Source organism: Clostridium sp. CX1 (assembly GCF_025398335.1).
Taxonomy (GTDB): Bacteria; Bacillota; Clostridia; order Clostridiales; family Clostridiaceae; genus Clostridium_AM; species Clostridium_AM tanneri.
Map to the genome: position 1 here is coordinate 106,781 of NZ_JAODOO010000002.1, position 15,031 is coordinate 121,811.

Genomic DNA, 15,031 nt, shown 5'->3' on the forward strand with positions numbered 1-15,031 from the left:
GTAAGAGTTTTATTTTAGGAACCTTCCTTTAGTTAATAATGGCATGTACAAAGCTAATTAATGACAATCAACATAATAATACATAAAAATGCATAAAAACTATTGAATAATTATATAAACCGTTATATAATTATTCATAGAGATATTATTATTGTAACTAGGCAGGGGGAAAATAAAATGTTAAAGAAGAGTTTAAAGAAATTTATTGCAATGTCACTAGTAGTAGGATCGATGGTTACTTTTGCTGCTTGTGGAAGCCAAAGTACTTCTACAAGCGGTAGCGGAGACAAATCCCAATCAGCATCTATGGAGAGAATTAAGAAGAATGGAAAGCTTGTACTAGGTACAAGTGCTGACTACCCTCCATATGAATTCCATAAATCAATAAATGGAAAAGACGAGATAGTTGGCTTTGATATTGAAGTAGCAAAGGAAATAGCAAAGGATCTAGGTGTAAAGCTAGAAGTAAAAGATATGAAATTTGATGGACTACTTGCAGCTTTAGATCAAGGAAATGTTGATATAGTTGTAGCTGGTATGACTCCAACTCCAGAAAGAGAAAAAAATGTTGATTTCTCTAATGTATATTATCAAGCAGTTCAAACTATAGTTGTAAGAGCTTCTGATAAAGACAAGATTAAATCAACAGATGATTTAAAAGGCAAGAAAATTGGAGTTCAAAAGGGTGCTATTCAAGAGCAAATAGCTCAAAAGCAAGTTTCAGGAGCACAGCCAGTAGCATTAGGTAAAATATCAGACTTAATGTTAGCATTAAAAAGCAATAGAGTTGATGCAGTAATAGTTGAATTACCAGTAGCTACATCAAATGTAAATGCTAATAAAGACTTAGTTATATCTGATATAAAGCTTCAAACTGAGGAAGCTGGTTCTGCAGCCGCTTTTAAAAAGGGAAGTTCAGATTTAGTAAAAGAGGTTAATAAGACTTTAGATAGATTAAAGGCTGAAAAGAGCGTAGATAAGTTTGTAACAGACGCAAACAACTTAGTAGAATAATTTTCAAGGAATAGTTCTAGTACCTTTATCATCTCCTATATAAAAAGGAGAGAGTTAACCTTAATTAGCAATAAAGAAAATGTTAGGCATAATCGGGGGCCTAACTTTTTCTTTCTACAGTAAAATATGTAATACTATGCCATACTAGGCAAATTTAATAACAATAAAAGATAGGGAGGACAAAATTTTGGATTTCAGTTTTTTATCTGAGTATTATTCATTTTTTATAAACGGAGTAAAGTTTACAATAGTCTTAGCATTTTTTACAGTACTTTTTGGATTTATGCTTGGATTACTTCTCTCACTAATGAGATTATCAAATAAAAAAATATTAAATGTAATAGCAGCATCTTACGTAGAATTTATTAGAGGAACTCCTCTACTTGTTCAGTTATATATAGTATTTTATGGATTGCCCCATTTAGGCATTGCACTTCCAGACTTTGCTGCAGGTATTATAGCGTTGTCAGTAAATAGTGCTGCATATATAGCAGAAATAATACGTGCTGGTATTCAAGCGGTGGATAAAGGTCAAATGGAAGCAGCAAGATCTCTTGGAATGAAATCAGGAATGGCAATGAGATATATAATTATACCGCAGGCAGTTAAAAATATTTTGCCAGCCTTAGGTAATGAATTTATAGTAGTTATAAAAGAATCTTCTATAGCTTCAATAATAGGTATACATGAACTTATGTACAATGCAGATACAGTTAGAGGTAACACTTTCAAACCATTTGAACCTTTAATAGTTGCTGCTATAATGTATTTCATATTAACCTTTAGTTTATCAAAAGTAGTAGGTGCCTTTGAAAGGAGATTGAAGACAAGTGATTAAAGTAAATAGTTTGCATAAAAAGTTTGATAAATTACATGTTTTAAAGGGAGTAGATGTACAAATAGAAAAAGGTGAAGTAGTTGTAGTTATAGGTCCTAGTGGATCAGGTAAAAGTACATTTTTAAGATGTTTAAACTTACTTGAAGAGCCAACGGATGGAGAAATTGTATTTGAAGGAATTTCAATAACTGATAAGAAAACTGATATAAATAAGTTGAGACAAAAGATGGGAATGGTGTTTCAACAGTTTAATTTGTTTCCACATCTATCAGTATTAGATAACATAACTATAGGGCCTAGAAAACTTAAAGGGATGACCGCTGAAGAAGCTAATAAGATAGCCTTTGATTTACTAAAAAGAATAGGACTTGATGATAAAGCAAATAATTATCCAGGACAGCTATCTGGAGGACAAAAACAAAGAATAGCTATAGCAAGAGCCCTTGCTATGGCGCCAGATGTAATGTTATTCGACGAGCCGACTTCAGCACTTGACCCTGAAATGGTAGGGGAAGTTCTTGATGTTATGAAGGAGCTTGCCTCTGAAGGAATGACTATGGTAGTGGTTACCCACGAAATGGGATTTGCTAGAGAAGTGGGAGACAGAGTCTTATTCATGGATGGAGGCGTAGTGGTTGAAGAGGATATTCCAGAGAATATATTCACAAATCCTAATCATCCAAGAACTAAAGACTTTTTAGCTAAAGTTTTATAGATGTTATAAGCAAGTTTTGCTTTAATAAAATTTTTATGAAAAATCAAAAGAATTGAAAGCACAGCTTACTATAAGCTGTGCTTTCTAAATATTAAAGGAGGATTATATGAAAGATTTAATAGTTAAAGAATTAGAAAGAATGAAAGAACAGCTTTGCAATATAAATGACTATATTTATAATAATCCAGAACTAGGAAATGAAGAATTTAAAGCAGTGGAAAAATTAACATCATTTCTGAAAGAAAATAATTTTAGTGTTGAATTAGGTATAATAGAAAGGCCTACGGCTTTTAAAGCTGTTTATGACAGCAAAAAGGAAGGTCCTAATATTGCCTTTTTATGTGAGTATGATGCACTGCCACAAATAGGCCACGGCTGCGGACATAATATGATTGGAACTATGGGAATAGGAGCTGCAGCAGCTCTAAGTAAGGTAGTGGAGGAGATAGGAGGGCAAATTACTGTTTTAGGTACTCCAGCAGAGGAGTGTGATGGAGCAAAAGTGGATATGGCGGAGAGAGGAGTGTTTAATAACGTAGATATTGCTATGATATTACATCCAGCAGAGTCTACTTTTGAAAGCGGCAACACTCTTGCTATGGACGCACTTCAATTTCAGTTTAAAGGAAAGGCAGCTCATGCCGCTGCTGAACCGGAAGCTGGTATTAATGCATTAGATGGCGTAATACAAACCTTTAATGGAATAAATGCTTTAAGGCAACATGTTACTTCTGATGTAAGAATCCATGGTGTTATAAAGGAAGGTGGAATTGCAGCTAATATTGTTCCAGATAACGCAGTTGCTCAATTTTACGTAAGAGCATCTACAAGAAAAAATTTAAACAGCGTAGTTGAAAAGGTTAAGAACATAGCTAAGGGTGCTGCTCTAATTACAGGAGCTGAGTTACAAATTAGCAATTACGAGATTTCCTACGATAACATGATAACCAACAAAACCTTATCTCAAACCTTTAATAACAATCTAAGATATGTTGGGGTGAAAGATATACTCCCACCTAGAGCCAGTTATGGATCTGTTGATATGGGAAATGTAAGTAATGTAGTCCCTGCAATCCATCCCTATATTGGAATTCATTGTGAAAATGCAGTATCTCACAGTAAGGAATTTGCAAATGCAACTATAACGGCGGCGGCTCATGAAGCACTTGTTAAAGGAGCAACTGCACTGGCACTTACAGGGTATGATGTAATTACTAACAATAATCTTTTAGAAAGGATTAAAGATGAATTCAGATCTAAGTAATAATTTTAGGAGAAAAACATTAATATAACTTTAAAGGGTTTTTCTCCATCATTAATATCTATTTGGTTGTAAAAAATATAAGCCACCTTAACAAAAATGTTACCCTTTTGGAGTTTTTATGTAAATAAAGATATCATTTCTTTTTTATTATTTAATAATGTAAACATTTAATGTTATTATTTAGTTGGTTACTATAAATAAAAGATATAGTTTACGGCAAAATAATATTAATAAATTCACCTTAGGAGGACGAGTTATGAAAAGGGGAGCAGTAGAAAGAAACTTTAGAAAAATAAAAAACCAAATAGGTCAGATAGAGGAAATAGTTAAGCATACTAAAACAAATGCATTATGGGAACATGAAGCAGCAATAAGAAAAAAAATAAGACTTTTAAAAGAATTTGAAGATGCAGGTATTAGAGATTATAATTATGTTTTTGACAAATACCTAGATATATTAGAGTATATATCAGAAAGACTTATAGAAGATTATAATAGAAAAAACAATACTAGCTTTAAGGTTCATGAAGTAATTAAAGATAACTTTGATAACTATTTAAAATCAGGAATTATGGGAGTACTGATAACCAGTCATATTCCAGCACTAGTATCTAAAGAATTTGACAGGGTATTTCCGGACAATCCAAAAAATGAATATGAAGATACCAGAAAGCTTAAAAGAAAGTTCTATCTTCACCTAGGAGAAACAAATACAGGAAAAACCTATAATGCTATGAGAAGATTAAAGGAAGGAGAAAATGGAATTTATCTTTCACCGCTTAGAATACTTGCTTTAGAAAATTTCGAAAGATTAAACAGTGAGGGAGTTAGGTGTAATCTCCTAACAGGGGAAGAAGAAATATTAGTTGAAGAAGCTAAACATATATCTTGTACAATAGAAAAATTAGACCTAGATAGAGATTACGATGTAGCAGTTATAGATGAAATACAAATGATAAATGATGATCAAAGAGGAGCAGCATGGACAAGAGCCCTACTTGGAATAAAGAGCAGAGAAGTACATATATGTGGAGCTTTAAATGCAAAAGATTTGCTTATTAGTATAATAGAAGATTGTCAGGACGAATATGAATTTAAAGAGTATAAGAGAAATATACCACTGGAAATGCAATATGAGAGTTTTTCCTATAAGAAAGCTGAAGATGGGGATGCTTTAGTGGTATTTTCTAAGAAAAGAGTATTAGAATTAGCTTATTACTATGCAGAATTAGGTATTAAAGCTAGTTTAATTTACGGGGATTTACCACCAGAAGTTAGAAGAAAACAATATGAACAGTTTATAAATAAGGAGACCACAATTTTAATAACTACTGACGCCATAGGTATGGGAGTTAACCTTCCTATAAAGAGAATAATATTTATGGATGTGAAAAAATTTGACGGAAACGAATTTAGGTACTTAAACTCTCAAGAAGTTAAGCAGATTGCAGGGAGAGCAGGAAGAAAAGGAATATATGAAATAGGCTATGTAGCATCCTATGGTGATAGTCAAAATTTTATAAAGGAAATGATAGATGCAGAGGATAGAAAAATCGAAGAAGCAGTGTTAGGTCCTAGTGAAGCTATTTTAAAAATCAAGAATTTATCTCTTAGAGAAAAACTAGCTTTATGGAGTACTAGAGAAGAGAAATATCAGCTATATAAAAAGATGGATATAGGAGAGTATTTAATAGTTTTAGATAGTATAAAGTCCTATAGGCTAGAACAAAGTATAGAGTGGAAATTATTAAAAATCCCCTTTGATGTATCTAGTTCAGCATTGATGGATACTTTTTTAAGTTATATAGATGAAGTGTTTATTGCTAAAAGTGCAACTATAACTAAACCACTTAGTAAATTTAAGGAACTTTATGAGCTTGAACTTTATTACCAAAAAATCAACTTATACTATTCATTTTCAAAGACATTGAATTTGAAATTTGATGAGGACTGGGTATATAATGAGCGTTTAGCTGTAAGTGAAGATATAAATAAGATATTAATAAGTATTTAGCATAAATGCTGAAAAGTAGCTGTTTGTAGAAACTAGTTCAAATCTTTAAATATAATTGACTATGAAGATTATTTTTTTACTATAAAAAAGTTTATTCATAGTCAATTAAGGACTACTTACTAAAAGGCCCAATTTCCATGTTTAAATATATCAACTATTTCTCCACTGTTAGTTTCTCCAGTAATATTAAGATCAGCAGATCCTATCATAAAATCAACGTGCGTTAACGAAATGTTTGCACCTGCTTTGCTAAGTTCTTCGCTGCTCATTTCACTACCACCTTCAAGGCAAGTTGGGTAGGCCTCTCCTAGAGCTAAGTGACAAGATGCATTTTCATCAAATAAAGTATTGTAAAAAATCACATCTGAATTGGAGATTGGCGAATCGTAGGGTACTAGTGCAACTTCTCCTAAGTAGCAAGAGCCTTCATCGGTGTCTAAAAGTTTTTTTAGGGTTTCATAGCCTTTTTCCGCTGAAAAGTCAACCACTTTACCTTCTTTAAAAATTAATGTGAAATTTTCAATGAGATTACCACTGTAGTTTAGAGGCTTGGTGCTTTTAACCTTACCATTGACGCCAGTTCTTAATGGAAGGGTAAACACTTCCTCTGTTGGCATATTTGCAACAAAATAGGTGCCCTTTGAATTATGTTCTCCACCACCAGCCCATAGATGTTTTTCAGGCAATTCTATAGTTAAATCTGTATCTTTTGAAAGAAAGTGAAGCTTTCTTAGTTTTTTATCATTTAAGAAATCTACTTTATTTTTAAGATTGTTTAAATGTTCACTCCAGGCTTCTAGTGGGCTATTTTTATCAACTCTTACTATTTTAAATATATTTTCCCAAAGTTTCTCCATAGCTTTTTCTTCAGGTAAATCTGAGAATACCTTTTTAGCCCAGGACCTTGTTGGAATTGAAACTACTGACCAAGAAACTGTACTATTCATTATATATTCTCTATATTTTTTCAAAGCAATAGATTTAGCTTTATTTGCTTCAGAAATTCTCTTTGAGTCCACATCTTTTAAAAGTTCTGGATTTGAAGCTGATATGGAAAGAAAGGCAGCATCATTTTTAGCAAGATATTCATAACCATCAGCCTTCCATTTAGGAAAACTACTAAAGGATTCCTCAGGAGCATTTAGAAACTTTATAAGAGTAAGTTCTTCATCATTCCATTCTACATGGACATCCTTAGCACCAGCATTATAAGCCTCTTTTGCAATAAGTCTTACAAAATCCGCGCATTCAATTGGTGAATTTATAACAAGTGTTTGACCCTTTTGAAGGTTAACTCCAACTCTAACGGAAAGTTCTGCATACTTTTTTAGAAAATCGTTTAAGTTATTCATTTTATCTCTCCTTTTTAAACTATAAATCCAATGATAATTATTAAGATTATACCACATTTAATTGATTTAAATACATATATTTAGCTAATGGAGGTAAATATATGCATTTATATATCTTAACTATAATAATTTTAATCTTCCTGTGTCAAATATTAATCTACCTACATATTATAACTAGTGTAATTCTAATTAGGAGTGTTAAGAGTGTATTTTAGAAATGAAGACTTTTATTACGACTACGAAGATGTTGAAGAACTAAGAGACTATGAAGAAGTATGTCCATTTTATGAAATGTGCCAGCAGTATGAGGAAGATTTGCTTATGAGACAGGAATTTAATCAGCCTCCAAGACCAGGATTTCCGAATTTCCCACCACCTCCAGGACAAGGAGCTCCAAACTTACCACCACCTCCAGGAAGAGTTCCTCAAAAACCATCAGCAGGATTTGGAGGACCTGGAGGACCACAGACTTTTGCAGTTTCTCCAGGCTCAATTAGACGCTGCAGAAACAGATTCGTATATATATGGCTGAGAAATGGCAATTCTTTTTGGGCATATTTAACTAGAATTGATAGAACAACTGCCTCTGGATACAGATGGAATGGAAGAAGATGGGTTTACTTTGGCGTTGACTTAAGAAGAATCGATGAATTTGTTTGTAGATAGTAAATAATATATTTAACTTATAGAGTAAATTAAAAAGGACCTAATGCTGACTATGGCATTAGGTTTTTTTATTTAATGCAGATAATATTTCATATTAATAGGAAAAATAAAAATTTAGAAGAAAAATTAACAAAAATTTGATATAATTACTAGAATAAGATAAAATTAATGCAGATGCACTAAAGATTTATTACTAGGAAGGAGCTTAAAAAATGGTTGCGATAAAAATATCAGATGACATTAGAAGTGTACTTGGAAAAGTTCTAACAATTGGATATGTTGAAGCACAGGTAGAGGTAAAAGACAGTAATGAAAAGTTATGGGAGGAAATTTCTACTGTTTGTAATAGAATTGCTGAAGATAATTCCCTTCAGGATGTTTTAAAAATAGAGAATATAGCTGCTGCAAGAGCTGCATATAAGAAGCTAGGAAAGGATCCTAGTAGATATAGGGTTTCCTCTGAATCTCTGGCAAGACGTGTAGTAAAGGGAAAAGGACTTTATAAGGTAAACAATATAGTAGATATTAATAATCTAATTTCAATAGCATCATTTCACCCTGTATGTGCTTATGATATGGATAAAATAGATTCAGAAATTTACTTAAATATTGGAGAAGAAGGAGACTGCTATGAAGGAATAGGAAGAGGAGATATTAATATATCCTGCTTACCAGTATTTCAAGACAGTAAGGGAAAGTTTGGAAGCACAACTTCTGATTCTGTAAGAGCAATGGTTACGAAGGATACAAAAAATTTAATTATGGCTATAGTCTCTTTTAACGGAGATAGGAATTTAGATAAGTATATAGAGTACTGTAAAGAGCTTCTAGTAAAGTATGCAGAGGGAAAAAATATTCATTCTGGAATAATTTCATAGAAAGCTGCTATTTTATAATACAGCTTAATGGGAAAAGTCATAATAAATTATAAGGTGTGATGGGATTTTGGGTAGGGAAATTATAGTAAATGGTAGGGCTTATTCAGAAGATGATTTAAAGAAGGCCACATTAGACAGTATTATTAAGATTTGCAAGGAATTAAAAATGAGTTTTCCGGAATACGGTCATCTTCTTTATAAAAGAAATGTTTTAATTGAAAAAATATTTCAAATAGCTGATTGTAATAGTGAGGATGTAAATAATAAGGGAATAGTTAACCAATCAATTGATTATGAAGAAGAGAAAAGCTTGGTAGATATAGACTTAGGTGAAGACGCAACTAAAGAAAAGATAGATTTTTCAGAGGAAAAATCCATATTCTCTTTAGAGGAGCTCTTTAAAAGGAGCTTTAGAGAAGAAAAAAATAACGATGCTCAGGATTGTTACATAGAGGAAAATGAAAATATAGTAGAAGACAAGGAAACACAAGCAGAAGTAGAATGTCAATTTGAAGATAAGATACTACAAGATTTTCCAAAGGATAGTGATTCTAGAAGCTACAACTTTGAAGATTTAAAAGCATTAGATTACCGCTCTTTAGCAGATATTTGTTCAAGTTTGCAGTTAATAAAAGAAGAAACGGATGATTCCTATTACGGATATGATAGATCAGAATTAGCAATGATGATTTTAGATTGTCAAGGGAAAGCTTATGATGAAATCGAAGTTAGAAAGTATTATGATGAGTATTATGATGAGTTTGAAAAGGAAACCCTTTTAGAGAAAGTAGAAGAAAGAAAAAGCTCACATGAAAAGTACAATAATTCTACAGATTCTCTATCACAGAAAATTGGATACGACGGGGAGTTATATGTTAGCTTTACTTCTACTTCTATTTTGTTAAAAGTAGAAATAAGAAAAGAAGGAAAGTTTATCTATTATAATATACCAAATGTAATATATGTAGAGGACATATATTTAGATAAAGTAGATGTTCTATTTGGCGAGGATTTACAAAATGTCTTAAAAGATAAACTTTTGAAAGGAACATTTATAGTCAATTTTGATAAATGGCTTCAGGAACTTGGAAACAATGAAGAGAACAGTGAAGAAATTAGTACTATAGAAAGGCAGAAGGTTTTAAAAGCTTTCTTTAATAAATTAATAAGCAAGATAAACAATGACTTAAATATAGCTATCAGTTTCCTGTATATTTTAACAAAAAATAACTTAATTGCTAAAAAAATATTAGATGAATGTGATTTGAAATGTAAGTCGGTAGGTTCATTGGAACTAGATGATATAAGTGCAATTATTTATGAAATGAGTACAACGGATAAGAAAGCAGGTAGTAACAAGTATCTAGGAATAAATCTAGAGGAAAACAAATGTGAACTAGTTGAATATAGCAGTAATATGAAAGAAGGAGAATTTTCCTATATTTTAACTATAGATAAGAAAATATTAGAGCAAAGCTTTGTATTAAGTATTAATAGATTAGCGGAAAAAATAGCCTGTTATATGAAATACAAATTAGCAAATTCTTTTAACGATGAAAGTTCACTTTTCCTAGAATGTGAAAAAATATTTAGGAAGATAGACAATAATGAACCTTTGGAACACATTAATAAGGAGTTAAACCTGCACTTTGAAAAGGCTCAGTTACTATTTCCAACAGATTTTAATCAGTTAGAGTTAGATGAAGATTACTACAGAATTAGAAATAACTATTATATATTAAAATTAACAGCTTTAAACATAATGAACGGAACTGAAGGAACTATTAAATTAGAATTATATAGAAGAGAAAATCAATCTCTCCTAGTATATGAAAAGGAAATACTAATCAAAAGTGAAGAGATAAAAAGAATTATAGCTGGTGAAATGTACTTAGGAATTAAAAGCATACTACATGATTATAATGAAAAAGTTATTCTTGTAGGAGAAGAGTTTTTAGTACAAGCAGTGAGGGAGGTAGTAAAGGAATTTATACCTGGAAACATGGTAAAAAGTTCTTCAGTTTATGACTGTATTGAGGCTGCCAAAGAGTATTCTAAAGAAGTTATTAAAGGCACTATAGAAGCGGTAGTTACAAACCATAGAGAAAATATAAAATACATTGTTTCTACTAAGAATTTCAAGGGTGAGGAAGTTATTCTTATAGATGAGGAAAAAAATATAAACTACGTAATGAAAAATATGATGACCAATGAAGTGGAATTTTACTTAAAATCTGGCTGTGATAACCTAGAGGTAGTTAGTAACTATATTTTTAGAAACAAGCAATATACAAGAAGAGAAGAAACTTCATTAGAAAAGTATATAGAGCTATTTGGTATAGATAATATAGCCAACATTTCTAAAAACACCAATAAATTTATAATTAAATTAAATGAAAATAAAACAGAATTATTTGTTCTGTCAGTACAAAATAGAGATGATGTGGAGTATATAGGTGATTTAGAAATTTTTCATATATCAGAGAGCTAAGTTACAGTACTAATTTTAGTTGAAGAAAAAGGTGAAAATATGTTTAAAAATTTTTTTGGTAAATCATCAAATTATTACTATGATGAAAATGATAACAGGATAAGCAAAGATGAATTAGAAGAGATAGGTTCTGGTGGAGAGGGAACTGTATTCAAAACTAAGGATGATAAGATACTTAAGCTCTATTTCGAAGAGAGACTTACACAAGAGCTAGAAGAGAAGATTAAGCTCATGGTAAGTAGAAGGATAAGTTATTCTGGAATTTGTTGGCCAGAAAATATGGTTTTTAACCATGAAGGGAAATTCATTGGATACATCATGTGTAAAGCAAAGGGCTATGAATTACAGAAATCTGTATTCATGAAACCGCTTTTACAAAAAAGGTTTCCAGATTGGACAAGAGTCAATCTTACTAATTTAGCTATAAACATTCTAAAAAAACTGGACTTTTTGCATGAAAATCATGTAATAGTTGGAGACTTGAATCCGTTTAATATTTTGGTGAATTCTGAAGAGGAAGTTTATTTTGTGGATACAGATAGTTATCAAATTGGAGATTATAAATGTTCAGTCGGAACTCCTATCTTTACAGCACCGGAGATACAAGGAAAAAACTTTGGATCCTTTTTTAGAACAATTAACCATGAATATTTTGCTATAGCCACATTACTATTTATGATTTATCTTCCTGGGAAAACCCCATATTCTTTTCAGGGTGGAGAAGATGTTGTAGATAACATTATAAAGAAAAATTTCTCTTATCCCTTTGATGAAAGTGCTAATTTTTTAGCGCCAAAGGGACCATGGGAATTCATCTGGAATGAGTTGTCTTATGAGCTAAAGGAGGCCTTTTACAATACTTTTAAACTTGATACTAGATTGTCACCGAAAGAGTGGATTAAGTTATTAGAAGGTTATAAAAAGGAACTAGTAAATGACAACTATGAAAAACACATTTTTCCTGATTCCACTACTAAATACGTTGAAGATATTTCTGTTTCAATGAATAGAAGAAATGAAGGTTTTGGTGAAATAGAAACTGTTGTTAATGAAAGTTTAAGATATGATCCTAATATTGCAGTTATAGAGTTAAGTACTAAAGCTGTAAAAATGTTAATTGGTGATTTAGAACAAATAAAGACTAGAGGATTTAATTTTAAGAGCTTTAAAAGAGAGGCCAAGCTTACCAATACAGGTAAGGGATTAGATGCTGAAAATAATATGGATTTGGAATTTTTTAAAGCAAAAGTAATACCAGTAATAGATCATTTTAAAAGCGCACTTAAGGCACACAGAGTAGATATTGTGTATACTGTAGCTACTGCAGCAATAAGAAGTGCTAAAAATAATAAGAATATACTTAAATTGATAAAAGAAGAGTGCGGCTTAAATGTTAAGGTGTTGACAAAGGAGGAAGAAGCAAAAGCTACTCTAGATGCTTTCATGTTTAGCGGCAAAAGTTATATTGAAGATACTGAACAGAGATTTATTTTAATCGACCAAGGGGGAGGCTCCACAGAAATAACTCTTTTTGAAAAGGGTAGAATATTAGAAACTTATAGCTTAGACCTAGGCACTGTTGTTTTAGAAAACAGACTGTTTGTAAATAACAATATAGATACAGATATAAGAAGAGCATTTAAGGAAGTTGATAAGCAGATTAACAACAAGCTAAGATACTATTTTCAGAAACACGCTCCCAATGCAGAAGATGCTACTTGTATAAGCGTGGGCACTGTAATAACAAGAGCTACTGGTAAGGCTACTAATAAGAGACAACATGGAACAAAAATAACTCTAGAATATATTGAAAATAAAATTAGAGAGACAGAGGATGAAATAGCTATAAAATATAATAGTGTCGGAGACGTATATGAGGCTATTCACGGGTCTACCGAAAAAAACGAGAATACTGCAGAAGATCTAGCAATAATGAGAATGGGACTATTTATGTACAAGGAGCTTATGAAAAGATTTAATATAAAAGAACTTCTAGTTAGCGGTACTGGATTATGGTATGGCGTTTACTATGATAAATATAAGGAAATTTATGAGTGTTCATAAATTGTGAGGTGAACAAAGATGAATCTTGATACAATTTTAAAAAAATACTTAATCTTTGTTGATACCTGTAGCTTTATGTGTGACCAGGCAGAGGTGTTTTTTCAAGGCAATTTTATTAATCAGCTAGAAAACCGTGGAAGAAAAATTTTAGTTCAATATAAGGTTGCAGAAGAAATAAACAGGCTGCAAGAAAGTAATAAGAAAGAAACTAGAGATAAAGCGAAAAAAGCAGGAACTTTGGTTAATAGGCTTATAAGAAAGCAACTAATAGATCCAATCGGTACAGAAAAGGATAAATTTGCTGATCACACTTTTTTAAAGGTATTTATGGATAAGGTTACTGAATTCAACATGTGTTTGATCACCCAAGATAGTAAGCTTGCAAATGCTATTTTGGCAATAAAGAATCAACAGGCGGTTTTTGGCAAAGACATACTAGTTTTTCGGATTAATGAAGATTCAAACTTAAGAGACTGGGAAGAAATATTTAAAAATAGAGAACAAAAAGGAAGGTCAGGAGACAATTCCTTTGACCGAACTGAAGATAACAAGGACAAAGCTAAGAGGCTTGCAAATAAATTGATATCTGCTATAGATAATGGAGTAAAAGCAAAAGAAAGATATCAATTGAAAAGTAATATAACCCCTGACAATAACAAACTTTTAGGAGTATTAAAGGTGCCAGAGTTAAATGATGTTGTATCCTCTGGTAAACATGGTATGTTAAAGTTGGTAGAGGAAATTGGCGATGGGGGAGAAGGAAAAATATATGTTACAGATAACGGATTGATATGTAAGATATATTACCAAGAAAAGCTAACTGAAAATAAAAAGGATAAGATTCTTCTAATGCTTCAATCGGATATATCTATAAAAGGCATCTGCTGGCCTATAGACTATGTTACTTATAAAAACAACTTTGTAGGCTATCTAATGCATAGGGCTACAGGAAAAACACTACAAACAGCAATGTTTGTTAAACCACTACTTTTAAAGAACTTTCCTTATTGGACAAGAAAGCACCTAGTAGAGTTGTGTTTAAACATCTTAGGAAAAATCTACTATTTACACAGCAGGAATATCATAATTGGGGATATAAACCCAAACAATATACTAATTAAAAGTGAAAAAGAAGTATATTTTGTTGATACAGATAGCTATCAAATAGAAGCTTATCCCTGTCCAGTAGGTACCATTAATTATACTGCTCCAGAAATTCAGAGAAAAGATTTCAAAACTTTTTTAAGAACTTTTGAGCAGGAATACTTTGCAGTTGCTACACTTATGTTTATGCTTTTACACCCTGGAAAACCTCCCTATTCTCATCAGGGGGGAGGATCTCCAAGTGAGAATATAAGATCAATGAATTTTTCCTATCCTCTTGGAGAACAGAGTAATAAAAAGGCGCCGGATGGACCTTGGAGATTTATATGGAGTAATTTGCCATATGCTACAAAGGAACTGTTTTATAATGTATTTAGAAACAATAAGAGAGTGGATACTAAAACATGGATTGAAAATATGTGTTACTACTTAGTGCTTCTTCAGTCTGATTTTGCCTCAGAAGAATTGTTTCCAACAGAATATAAAAAGGTGACCACTAACACTGTGGAGGCTACCTGTGTAATATGCAAAAAAATAGTTAAAGAAAATAAACATCATATAGATAAGTTGAAGAAGCTTAATAAAGATTATATATGTCCAAATTGCGGTTCAAAACTAAAGAATTCATAAT

The 15,031-nt window shown here is 31.6% G+C and carries 11 protein-coding genes; 10 read left to right on the plus strand and 1 reads right to left on the minus strand.

All coding sequences use genetic code 11. From position 1 onward, the window contains the following. Nucleotides 1-177: 177 nt before the first annotated feature. From N4T77_RS02320 to N4T77_RS02340, 5 genes are all read left to right on the plus strand, one after another. Complete coding sequence (locus N4T77_RS02320; protein ID WP_261670117.1) at nucleotides 178-1,014, plus strand: ABC transporter substrate-binding protein; 837 nt, start codon at nucleotides 178-180, stop codon at nucleotides 1,012-1,014. A 187-nt stretch (nucleotides 1,015-1,201) separates the two neighbouring features. Continuing rightward, complete coding sequence (locus N4T77_RS02325; RefSeq protein WP_261670118.1) at nucleotides 1,202-1,852, plus strand: amino acid ABC transporter permease; 651 nt, start codon at nucleotides 1,202-1,204, stop codon at nucleotides 1,850-1,852. Continuing rightward, nucleotides 1,845-2,567: an amino acid ABC transporter ATP-binding protein gene (locus N4T77_RS02330; RefSeq protein ID WP_261670119.1), complete on the plus strand. Its 723-nt coding sequence runs from the start codon at nucleotides 1,845-1,847 to the stop codon at nucleotides 2,565-2,567. The genes N4T77_RS02325 and N4T77_RS02330 overlap by 8 nt, the downstream gene beginning before the upstream one ends. A gap of 106 nt (nucleotides 2,568-2,673) precedes the next feature. Next, a complete protein-coding gene (locus N4T77_RS02335; RefSeq protein WP_261670120.1) occupies nucleotides 2,674-3,831 on the plus strand; it encodes a M20 family metallopeptidase in 1,158 nt (385 codons plus the stop codon). Between the two features lie 256 nt (nucleotides 3,832-4,087). Further along, nucleotides 4,088-5,845 carry a helicase-related protein gene (locus N4T77_RS02340; RefSeq protein WP_261670121.1) on the plus strand — a complete coding sequence of 586 codons (1,758 nt, stop codon included), beginning with the start codon at nucleotides 4,088-4,090 and terminating at the stop codon, nucleotides 5,843-5,845. 119 nt (nucleotides 5,846-5,964) lie between these two features. On the opposite strand, the gene N4T77_RS02345 is transcribed toward N4T77_RS02340, so the two are convergent. Beyond that, nucleotides 5,965-7,197, minus strand: a complete 1,233-nt coding sequence (locus N4T77_RS02345) for an aminopeptidase (RefSeq protein WP_261670122.1) — start codon at nucleotides 7,195-7,197, stop codon at nucleotides 5,965-5,967. A gap of 204 nt (nucleotides 7,198-7,401) precedes the next feature. Here N4T77_RS02345 and N4T77_RS02350 point away from each other — a divergent pair, with 204 nt between their 5' ends. From N4T77_RS02350 to N4T77_RS02370, 5 genes are all read left to right on the plus strand, one after another. Then, the gene (locus N4T77_RS02350; protein WP_261670123.1) at nucleotides 7,402-7,863 is read left to right on the plus strand and encodes a hypothetical protein; all 462 of its coding nucleotides are present in this window, start codon (nucleotides 7,402-7,404) and stop codon (nucleotides 7,861-7,863) included. 212 nt (nucleotides 7,864-8,075) lie between these two features. Further along, on the plus strand, nucleotides 8,076-8,741 hold the full coding sequence (locus N4T77_RS02355) for a B3/4 domain-containing protein (RefSeq protein ID WP_261670124.1): 666 nt from the start codon (nucleotides 8,076-8,078) through the stop codon (nucleotides 8,739-8,741). Nucleotides 8,742-8,808: 67 nt separating this feature from the next. Then, nucleotides 8,809-11,232: a hypothetical protein gene (locus tag N4T77_RS02360; protein WP_261670125.1), complete on the plus strand. Its 2,424-nt coding sequence runs from the start codon at nucleotides 8,809-8,811 to the stop codon at nucleotides 11,230-11,232. 39 nt (nucleotides 11,233-11,271) lie between these two features. Further along, on the plus strand, nucleotides 11,272-13,296 hold the full coding sequence (locus N4T77_RS02365) for a protein kinase domain-containing protein (protein WP_261670126.1): 2,025 nt from the start codon (nucleotides 11,272-11,274) through the stop codon (nucleotides 13,294-13,296). Between the two features lie 18 nt (nucleotides 13,297-13,314). Continuing rightward, nucleotides 13,315-15,030 (plus strand): protein kinase domain-containing protein, encoded by a 1,716-nt coding sequence (locus N4T77_RS02370; RefSeq protein ID WP_261670127.1) that lies wholly within the window; start codon nucleotides 13,315-13,317, stop codon nucleotides 15,028-15,030. The last annotated feature ends 1 nt before the right edge of the window (nucleotide 15,031 follow it).

Bases quoted from the DNA above. Each gene is read 5' to 3' on its own strand.
- N4T77_RS02370 (WP_261670127.1), top strand. From the start codon at position 13,315: ATGAATCTTGATACAATTTTAAAAAAATACTTAATCTTTGTTGATACC.
- N4T77_RS02355 (WP_261670124.1), top strand. From the start codon at position 8,076: ATGGTTGCGATAAAAATATCAGATGACATTAGAAGTGTACTTGGAAAA.
- N4T77_RS02335 (WP_261670120.1), top strand. From the start codon at position 2,674: ATGAAAGATTTAATAGTTAAAGAATTAGAAAGAATGAAAGAACAGCTT.
- N4T77_RS02345 (WP_261670122.1), bottom strand. From the start codon at position 7,197: ATGAATAACTTAAACGATTTTCTAAAAAAGTATGCAGAACTTTCCGTT.
- N4T77_RS02365 (WP_261670126.1), top strand. From the start codon at position 11,272: ATGTTTAAAAATTTTTTTGGTAAATCATCAAATTATTACTATGATGAA.
- N4T77_RS02320 (WP_261670117.1), top strand. From the start codon at position 178: ATGTTAAAGAAGAGTTTAAAGAAATTTATTGCAATGTCACTAGTAGTA.
- N4T77_RS02340 (WP_261670121.1), top strand. From the start codon at position 4,088: ATGAAAAGGGGAGCAGTAGAAAGAAACTTTAGAAAAATAAAAAACCAA.